Genomic DNA, 20411 nt, shown 5'->3' with positions numbered 1-20411 from the left:
TGTCAAGACTGTGGGCGAAGTTTTCAAACTGTTACCTGCTGCACAGCCCTCCACGCCCGCCACAACTTGCCCCGCGCGACCCCGCCGACCAGCATGAACAAGCCAGATCGCCGTTCCGCGCAAGGAGACCCGTGCCGATGTCCGACAACGTCGTGGTGGGTCTCGATATCGGCGGTACGTCCACCCGGGCGACCGTCCTCACCCTCACCGGGCAACGCGTCGGCACCGGCCGCGCCGGCGGCGGCAACCCCACCAGTCACGGCGCCGAACGCGCCGCCGCCGAACTGCTGACCGCGCTCCGAGAGGCGCTCGCCGACGTCGACCCGACGCGGGCGGCCGCCGGCACCATCGGGCTCGCCGGAGCCGGCCGGCTGCTCGCCGACCCGGCCGGGCGGGCCGCCTTCGACCAGGCCTGGCACGACGCCGGCCTGCGCTGCCCGTACGAGGTGCACGGCGACGCCCTGGTCGCGTACGCCTCCGGCACCGCCGCCACCGACGGAACCATCCTCATCGCCGGCACCGGCGCGATCACCGCCCAGGTCCACGAGCTGCGGCTCGACCGGATCGCCGACGGCCACGGCTGGCTGCTCGGCGACGCCGGCTCGGGCTTCTGGCTCGGTCGGGAAGCCGTGCGCCGGCTGCTCGCCGACCTCGACGCCGGCCGCGAGCTTGGCGCGCTGACCACGACCGTGCTCACCGAAATTCTCGGCAGCGCCGACATCGCCGCCCACCCCCGGGACACCGTCGACGCCACCATCCAGACGGTGACCCGTCGAGCCCCCATCGAACTGGCCCGGCTCGCGCCGCTGGTCGTCGACGCCGCCACCCACGGCGACCCGGTCGCCACCGCGCTGATCACCGAAGCCGCCGGACACCTCACCGAGAGCGTGAGCCGCATCCGCCCCGCCGGGGCGGTGACACCGATCGTGCTCGGCGGCGGGCTGCTCACCGCGGACACCCCGCTCGCCGCCGCCGTCCGGGCCGAGATCGCGCGACACTGGCCGGACGCGCCACTGCGCGCCGCCGGAGACGGGGCCGCCGCCGCAGCCTGGCTCGCCGCCCGTGGCCTACCCGAGGTGACCGACCCGGCCGCCCTGCACGCCCACCTCTTCCCCACCCCCTGAGCCACCACCCTGCACCCGCCACCCTCACGCCGGAGTGGCGATCGGGATCGGTCAAAGGTGGGTGTGTCCTACTTGAGCTGACCCGCGGTGAGGCCGGACCGCACCTGCCGCTGGAAGGCCACGTAGACAGCGAGCACCGGCAGCACAGCGATACTCAACCCGGCGAAGAGCCGAGCGTAGTCGCCGGCGTACCCCTGGCTGACCGACAGCGCGAACAGCCCCTGCGCCAGCATCCACTTGGACTCGTCGCCCTGCAACAGCACCTGCGGTAGCAGGAACTGGTTCCAGTGACTGAGGAAGTTGAAGATCGCCACGCTGATCAGTCCCGGACGGGCCATCGGAAGCATCACCCGGAAGAAGAGCCGGAAGTGACCGCAACCGTCGACCAGCGCGGCCTCCGCCACCGAGGTCGGCAGGGTCCGGAAGAAGGCGGTCAGGAAGAACACCGTGAACGGCAGCGAGTAGGCCGCGTACACGAGGATCAGCCCGAGCCAGGTGTTGAACAGACCGGCGTTGCGGACCACGAAGAACAGCGGCACCAGGGCGAGGAACACCGGGAACATCAGGCCGCCGACGAACAGGTAGTAGACGACCTGGCGGCCGCGGAACTCGTAGCGGGCGAAGACGTACGCGGCGGTGGCGCCCATCAGCATGGTGAGGCTGACCGAGCCGGCCACCACCACCAGGCTGTTGATGAAGTACCTGCCGATGTGCGCGCCGGTCCAGGCCCGCGCCCAGTTGTCCAGGTGCAGTGCGCCGGGAAGCCCCCACGGGTCGGCGAGGATCTCAGCGTTGGTCTTGAACGAGCTGATGAACATCCACAACAGCGGCAGTACGGTGAGCAGGCCCCAGAGCAGCAGGAAGCCGTGCGAGAGGGCGTTGGCCACGCCGAGTTCCCGGCGGAGCGGGCGGTCCCCGCTGGTGACCGGGGTCGGGGCGGTCGCGGTGGGCTGATCCAGAGTGGTCACGTGTACTCGATCCGTTCGCGCCGGCCGACCCGCAGCGACAGCACCGCCACCGAGAGGGTCAGGAAGAACATCACCACGCCGATCGCCGAGGCGTAGCCGAACTTGGTCTCGCTGCCGAAAGCGGTGTCGTACATGCGAACGCCGATCACGTCGGTGGAGAAGTTCGGCCCGCCGTTGGTCATCAGCTGCACGAGGATGAACCCGTCCAGGGCGAAGATGGCCAGGTAGACCCAGGCGACCTGGACGGTGTCCCAGAGCAGCGGCAGGGTGACCCGGCGCAGGGTGGTGAACCGGGACGCGCCGTCGAGCAGGACTGCCTCGTAGATCTCCTTCGGTACGGCCGACATCGCCGCGCCGAACAGCACCACGTAGAAGCCGACGTTGCTCCAGACCATCACCGCCAGCACGCACCAGAAGGCGGTCGCCGGGTCGCCGAGCCAGGTCGGCGCGGGCAGACCGAGGCCGTGCAGAGCGCTGGTGAGCAGCCCCTGGTTGGGGTGGTACACCTCCTTCCACAGCAGCGCGATGATCACCACGGAGAGCACCTGTGGGAAGAAGTAGACAGTGCGGTAGAGCGCGCCGCCGCGTACGCCGGTGACGCCGGCACTGCCCTTGCGCCCGCCCATGGCGAGCATGGTGGCGAAGAAGAGCCCGAGCACGATGGTCAGCACCGGCACCAGGCCCAGCAGGATCGCGTTGTTCTTCAGCGCGTTCCACACGTAGTCGTCGTGCCAGAGGGTCTTGAAGTTGGCCAGGCCGACCGGGTTGGCGTCGGCGGAGTAGCCGAGCCAGTCGGTGGTGGAGATCTGGAACGCCTGGAGGTACGGCGAGACGACGAAGAACACGTACAGCAGCACCGGTGGCACCAGGAACGTGACGATCAGCGGCCACTTGCCATGTTTCACGAGAGAGACCTCTCCGTTGGGGTACGGCCGGTGGGGGCGGACCTCTCCCCCACCGGCCGGGCGGTCAGGCCGCTCGCTTGTACTTCTTGATCGAGCTGTCCTGGGCGATCGAGTCTGCGCCCTTCTGGCACTGTTCGAGGAACTCGGTGGGGCCGATCCGACCGCTGAAGAACTCGCCGCACGCGGCGTCGACGAGGTTGCGCTCCAACTTGCGGTAGAAGCTGTTGTAGACCCAGTTGAAGCCGTTGGCGCCGGACGCGTCGAGGGCCTTGACCACTGTGCTCAGCCCGTACGGCAGCTCGACGCCCTCGGTGGCGCCGGCGACCACTGTGAGGCTGGCGACCTTCTTCGTGAAGTCCTGGGCGCCCTTCTTGGAGAGCATGGTCCGGAAGTACTCCAGGCCACCGGCGACGTTGCGGGCCTTGGCGGGCACCATGAACGGTTCCCCGGCGGTGCCCCGGATCGCCTCGAACGGCAGTTTGTCGCCGCCGCCCAGGCTCGGCGTCGGCGCGATGGTCATGTTGAACCCGGCCGGGGTGACGTCCTTCTGCTCGCTCTCCAGCCAGGAGCCGCAGGAGATGAAGGCGGCCTTGCCCTGACACCAGGCGGTCTGCGACTGCTTGTGGTCCAGGCCGGGCGAGCCGTCCAGGATGTACTTGTCCTTGACGATCTGGTGCCAGGCGTCGGCGGCGGCGCGCATCGAGTCGGACTTCCAGGCGTTCGGCTCCAGGTTGTCGATGGCGGTCGCCACCGACGGGCCGCCGAACTTGATCGCCGTGGAGATCAGCGGCCAGCTCATGTAGCGCGGGTGCAGGCCGGCGTACGTCCAGGGGGCGATGCCGGCGGCCTTGATCTGCTTGCAGAGCGCGATGTGCTCGTCCCAGGTCTTCGCGTACGACCAGCCGCGGTCGGCGAAGAGCTTGGCGGAGTGCCAGATGCCGTAGGCGGTGTAGGTGTAGTTGAGCACCAGGAACTTGCCGTCGTAGGAGCCGACCTCGACCGCGCCGGGCAGCAGGGTGTCCTTGACCGTCTTGCCGGGGATGTCGAGGCTCGGGGCGGCCAGCAGCTCGTCGAGGCCGGCGAGGGCGTTCTGGCTGACCAGGCCGTTGAAGTCGATCTGGCTGGAGCCGGAGTTGTTGACCACGTCCGGCGGGGTGCCGTCGACGAAGCGCGGCTGGAGGGTCTTGCTGATCTCCTGGGTGGAGGAGTGCTTGATCTTCGCCTTCGGGTACTTCTCGGTGTACATGGCCTCGTGGGCCTTGGCGTACTCCTCACCGAACCCGCCGCCGAAGATCACCACCTCGAGTGGGGCGTCCTCCTTCACGCCGAGCGGGTTCTGCGCGCTCTTGGTGCCCTGGTAGGTCTCGGCATCGTTCTTGTCACCGCCACCGCTGGTGGCGCAGCCGGACAGCAGGCCGGCGGCGGGGGTGGCCAGGAGGCCGGCGGCGGCGCTGCGCCGCAGGATGTCACGCCTGTTCATGGGTTCTCCTCGGGTCGGGTCGGGCGGATCGCCGGTCTGTGGGGGGAGGCGTCCGCCGCGCGAGGGGCGGTAGTTCTCTTCAGTTCATGCTCTGTTGCTGAAGAATTTCTACGACAGCTGGGCTCGGACTTCAAGTCCTGACTGTCGAACCGTTATCACCACCAGCCGCCGCCGGGTCGCCTAGCCTGAGGCGATGCGCCGTCTGCGCGAGCTGGCCGAGCGCACCCCGGCTGGGCGGGAACGGTACGTCGACCTGCTCCGCGCGCTCGCCATCACCATGGTCGTTTTCGGACACTGGAGCGTCACGGTGATCGGCCGCGACCCCGGCGGGCAGGCCACCGGGCACTCAGCGCTCGGCGACCTGCGCTGGGCGTACCCGCTGACCTGGCTGGCCCAGGTGATGCCGGTCTTCTTCCTGGTCGGGGGGTACGCCAACGCGGCCTCGCTGACCCGGCTGCAGGCCCGCGGCGGCGACGCCGCCGGCTGGCTGATCGACCGCAGTGCCCGCCTGGTCCGGCCCACCAGCACGCTGCTGCTGGTGCTCAGCGCAGCCGCGGCGCTCGCCTGGCCGCTCGGCGCCGACCCCACCCAGATCCGCGAGGTGTTCTGGTTCGCCACCATTCCGCTCTGGTTCCTGGTCGCCTACCTGGCGGCGGTCGTGCTCACCCCACCGATGTACGCGCTGCACCGCCGCCTCGGCCTGGCCGTGCCGCTGGCGCTCGTCACACTGGTCGGCCTCGGCGACCTCGGCCGGCTGAGCGGGCCGGAGGAGCTGAGCTACGGCAACTACCTGTTCGGTTGGCTCGCCGTCCACCAGCTCGGCTTCGCCTGGCACGACGCCCGCACAACCGCGCCACCACCTGCCGAGACCGACGCTGCCGGGCCGTCGACTCCCGACCGTCCAGGGGTACGCCGACGGCGGCTGCCCACCTCCCGCCGGGCCGGTCTGGTCTTCCTGGCGGGCGGGCTGGGCGCGGTGCTGCTGCTCACCGTCCTCGGCCCCTGGCCGGTGGCCATGCTCAAGGTGCCCGACGAACGGCTCGACAACGCCGCGCCGCCCAGCCTCGCGTTGCTGGCCGTCGCCACCGGCCAGCTCGGTCTGATCCTGCTGCTGCGCGGCCCGGCCGAGCGACTGCTGCGCCGCACCGGGCCGTGGCAGCTGGTGATCGGAGTCAACCTGGTGGTGCTGACCGTCTTCCTCTGGCACCTGACCGCCGCGATCCTGCTGATCGGGTTGCTCGACGCGGTCGGGACGCTCCCCACCCCGGCGGTCGACACGGCCGCCTGGTGGGCCTGGCGGGTGCCCTGGTTGCTGCTGCTCAGCGCCGTTCTGGCGGTGCTGGTCGCCATCTTCGGGCCGGTGGAGGCCCGCAGCGGCCGGCACCGCAGCGGGCGACGGACCCCTCGGGGCACCCCGGCCCGGGCGGCGTTGGCGGTGGCCGGCTACGCCGCCGTGGTGGCCGCGCTGCTCGTCAACAGCACCACGCCGAAGCAGGCCCCGGAGCCGCTCGGCACGCCCGTCCCGGCGCTGGTGGCGTACCTGGCCGGGGCGGGCGTGCTGCGACTGCTCAGGTCTGGGTGGGGAACCCGAGGTTGACCCCGCCGTGGCGCGGATCCAACCAGCGGCTGGTGACGACCTTGCCCCGGGTGAAGAAGCGCACCCCGTCCTCGCCGTGCGCGTGCAGGTCACCGAAGAGCGACGACTTCCAGCCGCCGAACGAGTGGTACGCCATCGGCACCGGGACGGGCACGTTGATCCCGACCATGCCCACCTCCACCTCATGCTGGTAACGCCGGGCCGCCCCGCCGTCGTTGGTGAAGATCGCCGTGCCGTTGCCGTACGGGCTGGCGTTGACCAGGTCCACCGCCTCGTCGTACGAGCCGACCCGGACCACGCTCAGCACCGGCCCGAAGATCTCGTCGGTGTAGATCGACATGTCCGGGGTCACCCGGTCGAAGAGCGTCGGACCGAGCCAGAAACCGTCCGGGTCGCCGTCCGGCGTCACGTCCCGCCCGTCCACCACCGGCACCGCGCCGGCGGCGACACCGGCGTCCACGTAGGAGCGCACCTTCGCCTCGTGCGCGGCGGTCACCAGCGGGCCCATGTCGCAGCCCCGTCGGCCGTCGCCGGTGCGTAGACCGGTCACCCGTGCGGCGATCCGCTCGACCAGCGCGTCCGCCACCGGCTCCACCGCCACCAGCACCGAGATGGCCATGCACCGCTCCCCCGCCGAGCCGAATCCGGCGTTGACCGCCGCGTCGGCGGCCAGGTCCAGATCGGCGTCCGGCAGCACCACCATGTGGTTCTTCGCCCCACCGAGCGCCTGCACCCGCTTGCCGACGGCGGTGCCGCGTTGGTAGACGTACCTGGCGATCGGGGTGGAGCCGACGAACGACACCGCCCGTACCTCCGGGTGCTCCAGCAACGCGTCGACCGCCTCGGAGTCGCCGTTGACCACGTTGAGCACCCCGTCGGGCAGGCCCGCCTCGGCGAACCACTCGGCCAGCAGCAGCGCCGCGCTCGGGTCCTTCTCGCTCGGCTTGAGCACCACCGCGTTGCCGCAGGCCACCGCCACCGGCACGAACCACAGCGGCACCATCACCGGGAAGTTGAACGGGGAGATCACCGCGACCACGCCGAGCGGCTGCCGGATCGTGTACGAGTCGACCTCGGTGGACACGTTCTCGCTGAACGCGCCACGCAGCGCCGACGCCAGACCGCACGCGTACTCGACGACCTCCAGGCCGCGCTGCACCTCGCCGGCGGCGTCGGCGAGCACCTTGCCGTGCTCGGCGGTGATCACCTCGGCGAGCCGGTGCCGCCGGCCGTGCACCAGCTCCCGAAAGGCGAACAGCACAGCGGACCGCCGGGCCAGCGACGCGTCCCGCCAGGTCCGCGCCGCGCGGGCGGCGGCCTGCACCGCAACGTCGACGTCCACGGTCGAGGCCAGCTCGACCTCTGCGGTACGCCGACCGGTCGCCGGGTCGAACACGTCGCCGCGCCGCTGCGACGTGCCGCCGACCCGCTTGCCGTCGATGAAGTGACCGATGCTCATGCCGCCACCCCCGCAGCCGAACGGATCGCGTCGACGAGGATCGCCAGGCCCTCACGGGCCTCCTCCTCGGTCAGCGTCAACGGTGGGCCCATCCGCAGCACGTTGCCGTGCAGACCGCCCTTGCCGGTCAGCAGGCCACCGTCCCGGGCGGCTTCGAAGACCCGGTTGGTCAGCGCCGGATCCGGCTCACTGCCGCCCGGCCGGACGAACTCGACGCCGAGCATCAGCCCCTTTCCGCGTACCTCGGCGACGCAGTCGAGCCCGCCCACGGCGGACCGCAGGCCGTCGGCGAGGATCGCGCCGACGCGGGCCGCGTTCGCCTGGAGGTCGTGCGCGATCAGGTAGTCGAGCACCGCGTTGCCGGCCGCCGTGGAGATCGGGTTGCCGCCGAAGGTGGAGAAGCTGATGGCCGGCACCGACTCCAGCACCTCGGCCCGGCCGACCACCCCGGCCAGGGCGAACCCGTTGCCGATGCCCTTGGCGAAGGTGAGCAGGTCCGGGGTGACGCCGTGCGCCTGGTAACCCCAGAAGTGCTCCCCGGTACGCCCCCAACCGGTCTGCACCTCGTCGGCGATGAACAGGATGCCGTGCTCGTCGAGGACCTTCTTCCAGCCGGCGAAGAGCCCGTCCGGCGGGTGCACGAAACCGCCCACGCCCTGGATCGGCTCGGCGATCAGCGCGGCCACGTCACCGGCGGTCTGGGTGGCCAACACCTCGCGCAGGTCCTCCACCGCCGCGTCGACCTGCTCGTCGGCGCTGAGCCGGGCCAGCAGACCCCGCACCCGGTCACCGGAGTGCAGCCAGGCCACCTGGAGCGGGTTGAGGCCGCTGGCCGACCAGTTGCGGTTGCCGGTGACGCCCATCGCCGCGTACGACCGGCCGTGGTAACTGTTGCGCACGGCCAGGATCTGGTGCGAGCGGCGGTGATTGGTGGCGACCAGCAGCGCCGCCTCGTTCGCCTCGGTGCCGGAGTTGGTGAAGAACACCCGGGCGTCCGGGATGCCGGAGCGCTGGGCGATCTTCTCGGCCAGCTCCACCTGTTGGCGGATCAGGTAGAGCGTCGAGGTGTGCACGATGCCGGTGGCGAGCTGCCGCTCGACGGCCTCCCGGATCTCCGGGATGTCGTACCCGATCATGTTGGTCAGCACGCCGCCGAAGAAGTCCAGGTAGCTGCGACCCTGCGCGTCGGTGACCCGGCGGCCCGAGCCGGAGACCAACTCGAGCGGCTCGGCGTAGTACAACGGCATCCAGGACGGGAGCACGGCCCGGTGCCGGGCCAGCAGGTCGTCGGTCATCGTGGCAACCCTTCAGCGGCGTTCGTGGATACCGCACGCTCCCACCGCCGGCCGACGCGAACAACTGTCAGCCTGTAGCGCATGGACGTCCCGACCTGACAGCACGTCAACGGTTTCCACGGCGAGGATTGGCCTTGACCCGTGATTTCCGCCGCGCTTATGGGGAAATACCACTCGATCCGTAGCCTCGCCGGCCACCGCCACCCTGGGTCGGTCCACTGTCGCCGAGTTGGTCAGGGAAGGCCGGTAGGTGTCTGTGGCTCGGTCGCCGACCGCAACGCCCGCGGCGGGCGGCCCGCCGCCCGCGCGTGCGCGACCTGGCGGGGACGCAACGGCAGGTGCAGGGCGGCGGCGACCACCGCGAAGGCCGCCCAGCCGGCACCCAGCGCCGCAGCCGACGAGACGTCCTGAAGGTAGTGGTAGGCGGTGAGGAAACCGACCAGCGCGAGGCTGTTGCGGGCGAAGTGCCGACTGAACTCGGTCAACTGCCGGCGGGCCTCCACGGCGACCAGCACCCCCGAGTACGGGAACGTCACCACCATGCCGCGCAGCACCGCGCCGAGCAACTGGGTGAGGACCGCCCCAACGAAGATCACCACCAGTTTGAGCAGCGCCGGCAACCCGTCCGGGCGGGTCTCCGCGACGGCGACCGCCTCCTCGGCGAGAACGGCGGGCGGGCCGACGCCACGGCTGTCGCTGTGGCTGGCACGACGACGCAGCCACAGGATGGCCGCCAGCCAGAGCACGAGCGTCACGGCCAGAGCCACCTCGAACGAAATGTGGACGGCCAACAGGCCGGCGCTCAGCGCCACGTAGACGGCGATCCCCGCGACGTCGGCGAGCAGGATCGGCCAACGCCACCGCTGGTGGGTGACCGCCACGGTGACGAAGAAGAGGTTGAGCCCGAGCACACCGAGCACCTGCGCGCCCTCCACCCGATAGTCGGTGGTGAGCAGGGCGAGCGTCATCGGCAGCGGCAGGCTGTAGACCAGCGCGCGGAGCCGGACGGAGCGGATCACGCTGACCACCCAGACCACGGCCGTCACCAGCAGGACCGCGCTCCACGTCATGACTCACCCGTTCCCGCCCCGGTGGGGGGCCGTCAGTCCTGGAAGGTCGCGGCGTTCGCGCAGAGGTCGAACACGCGGGTGAGCCGAGCGACGTCCGTCCGGTTGACCGAGAACTGATTCTCACCGATCTCGCCGTGCGCGGTCATGTGGGCCTCCCAACAGCTCGACCCGTCCCAGAGTGTCAAGTTCACGTGCAGGTGCGGACTCACCACCCCGAGAGGCAGCAGACCCACCCGCGCCCCGGCCGCGCGCTGCTTCTCCACCAGGGCGGACAGGTCGTCGGTCAGCGTGGCGTAGACGAAGACCCGGGTGATCTGGACACCCCGTTGCAGGGCCTCCACATTGGCCTCCCAGTAGCGCCGGCCGATCTCACTGCGCCACCAGCTCAGCTCACCGCTCACCCGGGGCATCACGTTGGTCAACCCGTCCAGCCGACGTACACAGGCGCGGGTCGCGCCGACCAGATCCTCGTCCTCGTCACCGCGCCGGATGATCCGGCCGCCCGCGAGCTGCTCGGCCTCCAACCGGAACTGCTCGTAGCGCCGCTGCGCCTCCACCGCGACCCGGGTGCCCGCGTGCTGCTCGGCCGCCTCCCGCATGGCCCCGGCCAGCTCCGTCGTGGTGCGGACCAGCCAGGGCGGGCCGTCCAACAGGGTGCGCAGGTGGAAGCGGCGCTCCGCGCGGGCCAGTGAGTCGACCAACAGCGAGATGGTGATGCCCATCAGGCCGGCCAACAGCGACTCCACCCCGGAGGCGGCGTTGCTCAGGTCGAGCACGACGCTGAGGGTGATCGACAGCGTGATGCCGACCAACGCCACCGGGTCGGTGTGCGCCACCAGCCGGACGAAGCCGGCGGTGGAGCCGCCGCCCTCCCGTAACCGTTGACGGGCCACGTCACGGGTCATCGAGATCCCCCAATCAGCCGCTCCCGCCAGCGTAGACAGCAACCACAACCACCGGCCCCGCCACGGCGGGCCGATAGCATCCGATCCTCGGCGACACCGGCTCGGGCTTCTGGCTCGGCCGCGAGTCGGTACGCCGACTGTTCGCCGACCTCGACGCCGGGCGTGCACCCGGCGCGCTGGCCACCACGGTGCTCACCAAGCTGCTGGGCAGCCCCGAGATCGCCGCCCGTTCCCGGGACACCGTCGACGCCACCATCCAGGCCGTGACCCGACGAGCGGCGGACTGCTCACCCCGGACACGCCGCTGGCCACCGCCGTCCGAACCGAGATCGCCCGGCGCTGGCCGAACGCGCCCCTGCGTACCGCCGGTGACGGGGCCGCCGCCGCAGCCTGGCTCGCCGCCCGCGACCTGCCCGAGGTCACCGACCCGGCGAGCCTGCACGCCCGCCTGTTCCCCACCACCGCCCGACCTCCACGCCGCCGTCGCCCCGCCCGGACGCGCCTTCGCGGCACCGCCCCGGCCCCGGGCGCCTTGATCGCGCTCGATTGCCCACCTCGTGCCGAGAGGGCACTCATCATGGATCGAGCACGATCATGGCGTGCGCGGTGAGTCGAACCCCTGGGGGTAGTGGTTTTCTGCTCGCTCTCCTGGCAGCGGCCGCAGGAGATGAAAGCGGCTCTGCCCTGGCACAGCTTGTTCGTAGTGGTCACACAGGTCGATCATCAGCGATTTGTCGCCCATTCATCTGATCGACAGATTCTCTACGAGTGCGGGACTCTCAACCGGTGTCCGACACTGTTTTCAGAAATCCGGAACACGTAGCAGCAGATCTGGCCTCCCGCAATTATCTGGCAGAGCCGGGTCTCGCAGCCGCGGTCTACCTCGCGAAGCGGCTGAAGATGCCACTTTTCCTGGAAGGTGACCCGGGTGTGGGAAAGACCGTGCTGGCTCTGAAGATCAGCGAAGCGCTGGGTGTCGAGTTGATCCGGCTACAGTGCTACAGCGGTATCGATCGCTCCCAGGCCCTGTACGAGTGGGATTTCGCCCGGCAACTGCTTCACCTGCGAGGCTCGCAGGACGACCGCTCCATCTATGGGGCGGAATTCCTGATCGCGCGGCCGATCCTGCGGGCGGTCGAACAGACCCCCTCAGTACTCCTCATCGACGAGATCGACCGTGCCGACGACGAGTTCGAGGCATTCTTGCTCGAAGTCCTCGAAGGCAAGACGCTGAGCATCCCCGAGTATCAGACGATCACCATCGACGAACCGCCGTTCGTCGTCCTCACCTCCAACGGCACCCGCGAGGTTCATGGCGCCCTCAAGCGACGGTGCGTCTACCACTGGATCGAACACCCCACCGAGGAGCGCGAGGCGGACATCATCCGCCTGAACGTACCGGAGGTCGCGGACACACCGCTGGCCGACGAAATCGCCGCGGCAATGTGCCGGCTGCGGCGGCTGCCGCTGGTGCGGCCACCCGGCGTGGCCGAGTCGATCGGCTTCGCCCGTGCCGCTGCCGCGCTCGGACGGGACACGATCGCCGATGCTCTCGACGACGCCATCGGAGTGCTGGTCAAACATCACGAGGATCAGGCCCTCGTGCGGAGCACCCTCAGACAGGGGACCCCGTGACACCGCACGGCGACCCGGTGGCAGACCTGGTTGGCTTCGCACACCGGCTACGCGCCGACGGACTCACAGTCGATGTGGGGAGGGTGGCCACCGCGTTGCGGGCGCTCGGCGCGTACGAACCGTTGGCTGACAGCGACGTCTACTGGGCCACCCGGCTGACACTGTGTTCCCGGCACGAGGACGTGCCGGTGTTCGACGCGGCGTACCGAGCGTGGTTCGGCACGCCGCCCCCAGCGCTCACGGCCGCGCCAGCCCGGTGGCAACCCGACGACACCGAGAAACCAGCCATCGCCGTGGCCGATACCAATGACGCTGTCGCCAGCGCCCAACCGGCCCCCAGAGCGGGTTATGCCGAGCGACTGGCGACGCCGCCGCCATGGACGCTGAGCACCGCCGACTTCGCCGAGGTGGCAGCGTTCAGCAACGCGTTCACCGCATCGGTGCCCCTGCGCAGGGTGCTGCGCCGCACGCCCGCCGGGCACGGGCCGATCGACGTGTCGCGTACGGCCCGGACGATGATGCGGCACGGCTGTGAGCCGGTCCGTCTGTGGCACCACGACCAGGCCCGGGTACGGCGCCGCCTGGTTCTGCTGATCGACGTAAGCGAGTCGATGCGGTCACACCGGAACCGCCTGCTGCGGTTCGCGTACGCCGCCGTCGCCGTCGCGCCCACCACGACCGAGGTGTTCACCATCGGCACGCGGCTCGACCGGATCACGAGGGAGCTGAGGCTGTGTGACCCGACGGCCGCGATGAACGCACTGGCTGACCGGCGCTCCGACTGGGATGCCGGGACCCGGCTCGGTGCCGCGGTCACGATATTCGCGCGCGTGTGGGGCGGGCACCAGGTGGTGCGAGCGGCGAATCTGGTGCTCGTCTCCGACGGGTGGGAGCTCGACGAACCGGCGCCGCTGGTCGCGCAGATCGCGCGGCTCTCCCGCCTGACCCACCGAGTGATCTGGGCCGATCCGGACACCAGCGAACCGGGCTTCACTTCGGTGGCCCCGGCGCTGGTGGACAGCCAGCCGTACGTCCATCTCGTCGCCGCACACGACGCTGCGGCCCTGCGGGCTCTCGCCGGTCTCCTCGGCTGCACGCCATGCGGTCTGCGTTGTCCCCAGCATCGCCATCTGAGGAAATGGAGTCTCCCATCGTGACTCTGACCGTGACCGAAGCCGTACGCCGTTCGCTCGCACGCGACACCCTGCTCATGCTCGCGCACGAGGCCGAAGAGGCGATGATCGTCGTCCGGAACCGGGACCGGACAGCGATGCTGCTCGACAACGAACACGCGCTGTTCCAGTTGGCCGTCGACCGCTACCTCCTTCAGGCGGACAGCGAGCGCGACCTGGGTGCGGGGCAGGTCGACCTCAACTGGGCGTTTCGGAGCAACGGCAACGCCGACGCGGCGACCATCCTGCGTTTCTGCGCCCACATGGGCATCCGCCTGTCCTCCGAGCGCGACATCGACGGGCTCTACCGGAAGGCGCTCGCCGAGCTACGACCATCCGGGGAGGGCCAGCCGGCGCTCGACCGGCTGGCGGAGGTCACCACCACCTGCCGGCTGGCGCGAAGCCTCCGAGCAGCCGACAAGGTCGATGAGGCGCTCCGGTTGTCGGCGACACTGGGCCCCGACTTCTTCTACGCCAGCGGGGCGGAACCCCGCTACGCGGACATTCAGTTCGAGCTCGGCGCCTGCCTGCTGGAGGGGGGACGTCCCGCTCAGGTGTTCAGCGCGCTCGGCGAATTGCAGAAGACCTACTGGGAGACGACCGAGGCCGCCTCCTTCTCCACCCGGCACCGGTACGGCTTCATCCTCGCGCTCGCCGACCGGGCGCTCGGCCGCACGAACGAGGCGATAACGCGGCTGGAGGCCGCATTGAAACACCTCGCCGAGCACCGGGTGCACGACACCCGGCACGACGCCTACGAACTATCACTGACACTGTCGTGCGCGGAGCTGCTCGCCGCGTCCGGGGCCCACCGGGACCGGGCGGCAGACCTCGCCAAGACCGCGTTGGACATCGCCGAACAGATCCGGGGCCGGTGGGGGGTGATCGCCCGGACACGGACACCGCTGTCAAGAGCATTTCGCCGCGTGTACGGCGATGTGGCCCTGCTTGCCGCGGAGTTGCGGGGGGCTGCGGCGGCCCGACTCGGCTTGCGGGTCTGCCTGTCGGCCAAACAGACCGGGTTCGCCGGTCACATGCGCGCCGGCGAGCCGTTGTTACCACCTCGGCTTCGCGGACTGATCGCCGAGGTGCTCGCCGCCGAGGAACCGGCGTCGGACGCGCCGACAGACGCCGACTCGCTCAGCGAACAACGCCAGGAGCAGGCTCGGACGGTCGCGGAGTTGCACGACCGGATCCAGAAGAGGGTCAACCCCATGCTCGCCGACATGGTCCTGCCGACTCCAACGGACATGGGCGACCTGTTGCGGGTGATCGGCAAGCGGCACGCGTTGGATTTCGCAGGCCTGCCGGACACTCTCTCCGCCGGCACGAACTGGTTCCGCACCTTCATCGAGCCCGGCGGCGACGTCCAATTCCAACGATTCACCACCGGCGAGCACTTCGCCCGATACTTCGAGGGTCGGGACGGGCACCCACCGTGGAATGGGCGGCTCGACGAGGCCGACACGGATGATCAGCCCGACTGGCACGGCCTGGCGGCCGAGATACTGCCCGCCGAGCTGCTGCGGCGGCTCCGGGACGCCTGCTCCGACGAGGAACCCCTCGAACTGGTGGTGTCGGCGCACCTGGAGCTGAGTCTGCTTCCGTGGGCGGCTCTCGTCATCGGCCCGGACGGCACCCGGCTGATCCATCGCGCCGTGCTGACCCAGACGCCGATGCTCACCTGTCTGTCCGCGCCACACCCGCCGGCCGTGGCGGGTCCGGGTCTCGTGCGTCTCGTGTCGGACGTCGAGGACGGTGTCTGGATCGAACGAGAGAGCGAGGCGTGGGGGTTCGCACTCTCCCCGGAGCAAACGGTGCCCCTGAGCCGCTGCACGTTGGACGACCAAGCGCCCCAGGGAGCCGCTCACACCCGGGTGAGCGCGATGCTGACCGACCCGGACGAGGACTGGCGGTTCATCCACATCGCCACCCACGGTGACGGTGAGGGTTTGGCCCAGTACCTGATGTTGCCGGAGGAGACCGCCACCGAGGGCCAGTTGTCCGCCGCGCACGCGCTCGCGCTGCGCTGGCCCGAGTCTGCGCTGATGGCGTCGTGTCACGTCGGTCGCCTGGTCAACATCGAGGATGCCGAGCCGTTGAGCTTCGTCACGGCGGTCCTCACCGGCGGGAGTCGTTGTATCGTGGCCGCCATCGACAGCGTTCCGGATCAGCCGGCTGGCCGGATGGCCGGCCACCTGGTGCAGCTCGTCCGGGCTGGGAACGTCCGGCTCGACCACGCGCTTCGCAGGGCCCAGCTTGACCGCGTCGACGAAGACCACGTGGTGGGCTGGGCCCTGTTCAACGCGTACGTCAGATAGCGTCCGCCCGTCGGACCGGGAGGCTCAACACCTTCTCGACCCGCTCGGCTCGGCCCTTTTCGTGGGCGTAGGCGTCGAGCGCGAACCAGCGGGCCCGCCATTCCCGAAAGCCGGGGCGGCCGTCGAAGGCCACTCGGCACGCCTCCACGCTGTCGATCAGGTCAGGCATGATGGCGCTGCCGATCCCGCGGAGCACGCTGCGTTGCTTCTGGCCACCGCGAGTGTCGTCGACCGGCTCGGCCAACCAGTCGCACATCGACTCAACCGCCTCCTCGTCGAGCACCTCGTGGGCCATGCAGGGCGCGAACGTCCGTGAACTCGGCAACCGGTGCCCCGGAATCAGCAGGGCCGCGCTGAGCCGGATCTGCACGATCGCGAGTTTGAGACCGGCCCGAGGCTCACGCTGGTTACCGTGGGAGTCCTCAATCGGCCGTTCGATGTACTCGTAGGCGTGGTCGAGCCGATCGCGCAGCCGCCTGCGGGTCTGGTCCCAGGTGTCGTCCTCCCCGAGCGGGAAGCGGCCGAGACTCTCCATCTTTGCTGACAGGGCCAGCATCAACAGGAGAGCGCGCGCGGTCATGATGCCGGGATTGATGAAGCTCGTGGGCAGGGCGAGGCCCTCCTCGCTCACCTCGTCCACGAAACCGTGATTCTGCTTCACCCGGTCGGCCGCCTCGAGTGCCTCTCTACCAATATCCGCACCGGTCGTCAACTGGTCGAACATGCGCTGCGCGTACTCGGTCTGGAACTCCGACGGGAATTCCTCTGCCCAGTGGCCGATGATCCGCTCGGACACTCGACAGGCGGTTCCGGTCTCGGCGAGGGCCAACTGCACCAGAACCTCGTCGAGCGCCCGTAGGTAAGGGTCCTTCTCCTCCGCGTCTCGCGCGCGGTGATAACTGAGGAATTCGCCGTGCCGGCTTCGCGCCGTGCGGTGAGTCATCTGCGCGCGATCGTAGCCGTCCTCGGTGTCCAGCTTGGACTCGGCCAATGCCTGACACCGGAACGCGCCGAGGGCCCTGCCGGCGTACTCTGGCCAGGGCATCTTGCGCGCGGCGTTCGCGGCCCGCACGATCATTTCACGGTAGGCCTCGATCTCGGCCAGGACATCGCTGTTCTGCTCCCGGCGACCGTCAGTGATCTGCTGTAGGGCGCTCCATGTCGACTCGTAGATCAGCCAGCCCATGAGGGGCAGCCGCTCGGCCAGGTAGTCGGGCGGCAACTGCTCGACCTGGGCGAGTCGATACTCCTCAAGATCGGCCTCGATGGTGCTGATCAGCTTGTCGTCACAGACCAGCTTGCCCCGCCTCAGCGCAAGGCACCGGCCCCGCAATTGGTCGGCAGTCATCATGTTCGGCATGGCTCCTCTTCTCCTCGGAGGGCTCGGTGCTCATGGAGTTCCTCGTCGCGACCGCACTGCCCGCCATGCGGCCAGGGTCGCCACCAGCGCGACCGCGATGACGACGGCGATGGCCGTGGTGGACGACGACGCGGGATGCCCGGTCCGCCACCGCGCCAGCCAGGTCACGACCATCCACACCAGGGACGCCGCCAGGCCCGCGCCGGCGAGACCCACGCAGGCCCAGAAACGGTGCCGTGCCGTCGGCCGCAGCGCCGTGACGAGCGGCAGGAACAGTCCGAAGCAGGCGACAACGGCGATGAACGGCATCTTCAATGATGCGTACGTCGGCCAGGGGTAGTCGAGGGACTGCGATGCGGCGAGCACCAGCCCCACCGCCACGATCATCGACGTCTGCAGGACGGTCAAGGTCTCGGCGCGTTCACCGAGATCCTTGAGCCGTTGATCGATCTCACTTTCGCCGATCCGGGCCATCGGCGCGGCGTAGTTCACCGTGTCCCGCACGGTGTCCGCCTCGTCGGCAATCTCGGTCAGCAGCCACTGCGCGTGCCCAAGGTCATCGCCGATCGGGCCGCCCAGCTGATCGGTCCGACGATGATCCGAGCCGGCCGGCTTCCCGCCAGCGGTGGCCAGCCAGGCACGGGAGTTCTCGGCCGCCGCTTCCACGGTCCGGTGCATCGTCCGTAACACCGCCTCGCCAGCGGCTGCCAGCGCCACCTCCCGCTGCAATTCGCGCAGCGTCTCCGCGCGCCCCGCCTGGATCTCCGGGTGGGACGTCTCGGCGACCTCGAACCGCTCGGCATGGTCGTACAGCACCTCCGGGCGCGACAGGGCGCGGCGATCGGCGAACCGTCGTGCCTCGTGGCGAACGTTGGCCATCTCCCACAGATATCCGGGCAGGGGCGGCAGTGCGTTCCCGTTCGGCCACACCAGCGCGTCGCTGTCGCTCACCCTGCCGGACGGCGCGACGAGCACCAGGGTGCGACTCAGCCGGTTCTCGTCGTCCGTATCGATCTCCCAGAGGAAGCAACCCTCGAAGGGAACTGCGGGCTCCCCCGCTAGCGCGGCGAGCTCGCTGGGAAGCTGGTCGCGTACCAACTCCCTAAGCCATTCCAACTCGCGGTCGCCGTCATACAACGCATAGAACAGTTCGACGCGACCGACGCACTCGGAGTCGGGCACGTGGCTTGCGGCCTCGCGCCAGTCGCGGTCGAGGTCACGCCAGGTCACGAAGCTGTCCTTCGGTGCCAGGCAGACCAGGATCGCGGCCTGCCGCGCGGTGACGTATTCCAGCGCCTGGTAGATCCGGTCCTGTTCCGGCGCGGAGCGCAGCATCCGTGGCCACGGACCTCCTGGGCGGAGGGTGGATGCCCTCTCCTCCACACTCATCTGGAGGGTGCCGCAGGCCTTCGCGAGCGCGTCGAGGGTGCTGGAGTGCCGCCCGGCATCCAGATAGGTATGCACGTGCAGGGCATGGTCGTGCAGCATCATCGGCGCGGCTCGTCGGCGTCCCGGCCGACTTTCGCCAGGCGTTCGGCGATGGCTCGGCTCAGATTCTCACTGGCAGTACGCGTCCGCGCCGGCTGTTCCACAGTGGCGAGGCTGGCGCGGGCCCGCTGACGAGGAAACCTCATGTCGATTTTGCTGCGTATGTCGCGTACCTCAAGCAGGTCGCCACGGTCCAATGCGGCCTGCATGCGGCGCACGGCGCTGTCGAACGCGTCCCAGTCGGACGGAGCCAGTTTCCGGCGACCGATCGCGCGCAGTGTCTCGCCAGCTTCCCGGAGAATACGGAGAGCATGAGGATCATCAATGGTGTCCATTGACACGAACTGTAGGTGAGGTGGTCCAGCAATTGGTCAGCCGTTGGAGTAGCGTGACCGCCGCGACGTGCGATATTCGCCGCCAACGGTAGCCTGGTTGTGGACTTTCGGCCCCTGCCGCTGCGCTTCGCGCCGAAACGGGCCCCGCTCATGACCCCTCCGCTGCGGCGGCAGCCAATGCAGCGAGGGTTAGTCGGTTCACCACCCAACACCTGGCGGTCGGATATGTGTCAGAAGGAACAGTTGATCAAATCGCATTCGGGACCTATCCGGATACCGAAGCAGGCTTCCACCCCGTCCCGGATGTGAGCCGCGAACTTCATGACGTCCGCAGTCGTCGCGCCACCCCGGTTGGTAAGGGCAAGCGCGTGGCGACTGGAGAGCGCGACCGTGCCGTTTCCCCAATCGTGACCGTAGCCGCGGCGAAACCCGGCCTGCTCGATCAACCAGGCCGCCGGCAACTTCGTACCCCTGACGTCAGAGTATCGAGGGCAGTCGCGGGCGCGCTTCGGCACCTCGGCGAGGACCGGGTTCACAAAGAACGACCCGGCACTCCACGTGTCATGATCGTGTTCGTCGAGGATCATGCCCCTGCTGCGACGCAGAGCGAGCACGGCCGCACGCACCTCGGCTGGAGCTGCGGTCCCGCCAACCTCGATCTCCAGTGCGCGGGCGAGGTCGACGTAGTCGATAGGCCGGGACTGGTCGCTGCGGCGCAGGCGGAACGTCACGTCCACCACCACCCATCGGTCGTTGCGCTTGAAGACCGATTGCCGGTGGCTGCCGAACCCGCAGCGATCAAGAGTCCACCGTTCCAGTTGACCCGTCTGCCGGTCGAACACCGAGAGCGACTCGAGCACCTCCGAGGTCACCGTGCCGAACGCGCCGACGTTCTGTACGGGCGCTCCCCCTACCAGGCCGGGGATACCGGACAGCGCCTCCAGCCCGGCGAGGCCCGCGCGGACGGTGGCATCCACGACGTCGTCCCAGACGACACCGGCAGCTGCCCTCACCAACTCGCCGTCGATGTCGAACTCCGACGAGGCCATCTTGATGACGACGCCGGGCCATCCATCGTCGCCCACCACGAGATTCGACCCGCCGCCCATCACCAACAACGGGTCGCCGTCGCCGGTCACCTGCCGGAGGAGCTCGAGCACCTGCGGAGTGGTTTCCGGCACGTGGAGTCGGCCTACCGGTCCACCGACACGCATTGTGGTGAGGTCAGCAAACGTGAGGGTCACCACGTCAGCCTACTGATCGCCGTGGGAGCTCCATGCTTCCCCCACGACAGCCG

16 protein-coding genes and 1 pseudogene are annotated in these 20411 nt (G+C 69.5%); 6 read left to right on the top strand and 11 right to left on the bottom strand.

Annotation, left to right across the window (positions count from 1 at the left end):
* The first annotated feature begins 137 nt into the window (after positions 1–137).
* On the top strand, positions 138–1124 hold the full coding sequence (locus PSH03_RS03520; RefSeq protein ID WP_238688235.1) for an N-acetylglucosamine kinase: 987 nt from the start codon (positions 138–140) through the stop codon (positions 1122–1124).
* 68 nt (positions 1125–1192) lie between these two features.
* Here the strand turns inward: PSH03_RS03520 and PSH03_RS03515 are convergent, their stop codons facing one another.
* The 3 genes from PSH03_RS03515 to ngcE form a co-directional block, all read right to left on the bottom strand.
* On the bottom strand, positions 1193–2092 hold the full coding sequence (locus PSH03_RS03515) for a carbohydrate ABC transporter permease (protein WP_238688234.1): 900 nt from the start codon (positions 2090–2092) through the stop codon (positions 1193–1195).
* Positions 2089–2997, bottom strand: coding sequence for a carbohydrate ABC transporter permease (locus tag PSH03_RS03510; protein ID WP_210781986.1), 909 nt, complete (start codon positions 2995–2997; stop codon positions 2089–2091). The genes PSH03_RS03515 and PSH03_RS03510 overlap by 4 nt, the downstream gene beginning before the upstream one ends.
* A gap of 64 nt (positions 2998–3061) precedes the next feature.
* Positions 3062–4477, bottom strand: coding sequence for an N-acetylglucosamine/diacetylchitobiose ABC transporter substrate-binding protein (ngcE, locus tag PSH03_RS03505; protein WP_210781988.1), 1416 nt, complete (start codon positions 4475–4477; stop codon positions 3062–3064).
* Between the two features lie 193 nt (positions 4478–4670).
* On the opposite strand from ngcE, the gene PSH03_RS03500 reads away from it, so the two are divergent.
* Positions 4671–6074 carry an acyltransferase family protein gene (locus PSH03_RS03500; protein ID WP_238688233.1) on the top strand — a complete coding sequence of 468 codons (1404 nt, stop codon included), beginning with the start codon at positions 4671–4673 and terminating at the stop codon, positions 6072–6074.
* On the opposite strand, the gene PSH03_RS03495 is transcribed toward PSH03_RS03500, so the two are convergent.
* The 4 genes from PSH03_RS03495 to PSH03_RS03480 all read right to left on the bottom strand — a co-directional run bounded on the left by PSH03_RS03495 (position 6046) and on the right by PSH03_RS03480 (position 10803).
* Positions 6046–7533, bottom strand: a complete 1488-nt coding sequence (locus PSH03_RS03495) for a CoA-acylating methylmalonate-semialdehyde dehydrogenase (protein ID WP_238688232.1) — start codon at positions 7531–7533, stop codon at positions 6046–6048. The genes PSH03_RS03500 and PSH03_RS03495 overlap by 29 nt on opposite strands.
* Positions 7530–8828 (bottom strand): aspartate aminotransferase family protein, encoded by a 1299-nt coding sequence (locus PSH03_RS03490; RefSeq protein WP_112603399.1) that lies wholly within the window; start codon positions 8826–8828, stop codon positions 7530–7532. Before PSH03_RS03490 ends, PSH03_RS03495 begins: the two co-directional genes overlap by 4 nt.
* A 233-nt stretch (positions 8829–9061) precedes the next feature.
* Positions 9062–9898: a hypothetical protein gene (locus PSH03_RS03485; RefSeq protein ID WP_210781996.1), complete on the bottom strand. Its 837-nt coding sequence runs from the start codon at positions 9896–9898 to the stop codon at positions 9062–9064.
* A 32-nt stretch (positions 9899–9930) separates the two neighbouring features.
* Complete coding sequence (locus PSH03_RS03480; RefSeq protein ID WP_238688231.1) at positions 9931–10803, bottom strand: hypothetical protein; 873 nt, start codon at positions 10801–10803, stop codon at positions 9931–9933.
* A gap of 83 nt (positions 10804–10886) precedes the next feature.
* Here PSH03_RS03480 and PSH03_RS03475 point away from each other — a divergent pair.
* The 4 genes and pseudogenes from PSH03_RS03475 to PSH03_RS03460 all read left to right on the top strand — a co-directional run.
* Positions 10887–11413: pseudogene (locus PSH03_RS03475) on the top strand (hypothetical protein); the annotation flags it as partial.
* 176 nt (positions 11414–11589) lie between these two features.
* Positions 11590–12438, top strand: a complete 849-nt coding sequence (locus PSH03_RS03470) for an AAA family ATPase (RefSeq protein WP_238688230.1) — start codon at positions 11590–11592, stop codon at positions 12436–12438.
* Positions 12439–12455: 17 nt separating this feature from the next.
* A complete protein-coding gene (locus PSH03_RS03465; RefSeq protein WP_238688229.1) occupies positions 12456–13595 on the top strand; it encodes a vWA domain-containing protein in 1140 nt (379 codons plus the stop codon).
* Positions 13592–15931, top strand: a complete 2340-nt coding sequence (locus PSH03_RS03460) for a CHAT domain-containing protein (protein WP_238688228.1) — start codon at positions 13592–13594, stop codon at positions 15929–15931. The genes PSH03_RS03465 and PSH03_RS03460 overlap by 4 nt, the downstream gene beginning before the upstream one ends.
* Here PSH03_RS03460 and PSH03_RS03455 read toward each other — a convergent pair.
* The 4 genes from PSH03_RS03455 to PSH03_RS03440 form a co-directional block, all read right to left on the bottom strand.
* Positions 15924–17291, bottom strand: a complete 1368-nt coding sequence (locus PSH03_RS03455; protein ID WP_238688227.1) for a hypothetical protein — start codon at positions 17289–17291, stop codon at positions 15924–15926. The two genes, PSH03_RS03460 and PSH03_RS03455, sit on opposite strands and share 8 nt — an antisense overlap.
* Before the next feature lie 30 nt (positions 17292–17321).
* On the bottom strand, positions 17322–18782 hold the full coding sequence (locus tag PSH03_RS03450; RefSeq protein ID WP_238688226.1) for a CATRA conflict system CASPASE/TPR repeat-associated protein: 1461 nt from the start codon (positions 18780–18782) through the stop codon (positions 17322–17324).
* Positions 18779–19114 carry a hypothetical protein gene (locus PSH03_RS03445; RefSeq protein WP_238688225.1) on the bottom strand — a complete coding sequence of 112 codons (336 nt, stop codon included), beginning with the start codon at positions 19112–19114 and terminating at the stop codon, positions 18779–18781. The genes PSH03_RS03450 and PSH03_RS03445 overlap by 4 nt, the downstream gene beginning before the upstream one ends.
* A gap of 230 nt (positions 19115–19344) precedes the next feature.
* On the bottom strand, positions 19345–20358 hold the full coding sequence (locus tag PSH03_RS03440) for a UDP-N-acetylmuramate dehydrogenase (protein ID WP_238688224.1): 1014 nt from the start codon (positions 20356–20358) through the stop codon (positions 19345–19347).
* Positions 20359–20411: the final 53 nt, after the last annotated feature.

This window comes from Micromonospora salmantinae, assembly GCF_022230905.1.
Classification (GTDB): domain Bacteria; phylum Actinomycetota; class Actinomycetes; order Mycobacteriales; family Micromonosporaceae; genus Micromonospora; species Micromonospora salmantinae.
Note: the sequence above shows the minus strand (reverse complement) of the source record. Positions and strands in the feature narration are given on the sequence as shown.

Excerpts from the sequence above, each read along its gene's own strand:
- PSH03_RS03450 (WP_238688226.1), bottom strand. The coding sequence starts at position 18,782 with ATGATGCTGCACGACCATGCCCTGCACGTGCATACCTATCTGGATGCC.
- PSH03_RS03445 (WP_238688225.1), bottom strand. The coding sequence starts at position 19,114 with ATGGACACCATTGATGATCCTCATGCTCTCCGTATTCTCCGGGAAGCT.
- ngcE (WP_210781988.1), bottom strand. The coding sequence starts at position 4,477 with ATGAACAGGCGTGACATCCTGCGGCGCAGCGCCGCCGCCGGCCTCCTG.
- PSH03_RS03520 (WP_238688235.1), top strand. The coding sequence starts at position 138 with ATGTCCGACAACGTCGTGGTGGGTCTCGATATCGGCGGTACGTCCACC.
- PSH03_RS03485 (WP_210781996.1), bottom strand. The coding sequence starts at position 9,898 with ATGACGTGGAGCGCGGTCCTGCTGGTGACGGCCGTGGTCTGGGTGGTC.
- PSH03_RS03495 (WP_238688232.1), bottom strand. The coding sequence starts at position 7,533 with ATGAGCATCGGTCACTTCATCGACGGCAAGCGGGTCGGCGGCACGTCG.
- PSH03_RS03455 (WP_238688227.1), bottom strand. The coding sequence starts at position 17,291 with ATGCCGAACATGATGACTGCCGACCAATTGCGGGGCCGGTGCCTTGCG.
- PSH03_RS03490 (WP_112603399.1), bottom strand. The coding sequence starts at position 8,828 with ATGACCGACGACCTGCTGGCCCGGCACCGGGCCGTGCTCCCGTCCTGG.
- PSH03_RS03480 (WP_238688231.1), bottom strand. The coding sequence starts at position 10,803 with ATGACCCGTGACGTGGCCCGTCAACGGTTACGGGAGGGCGGCGGCTCC.
- PSH03_RS03500 (WP_238688233.1), top strand. The coding sequence starts at position 4,671 with ATGCGCCGTCTGCGCGAGCTGGCCGAGCGCACCCCGGCTGGGCGGGAA.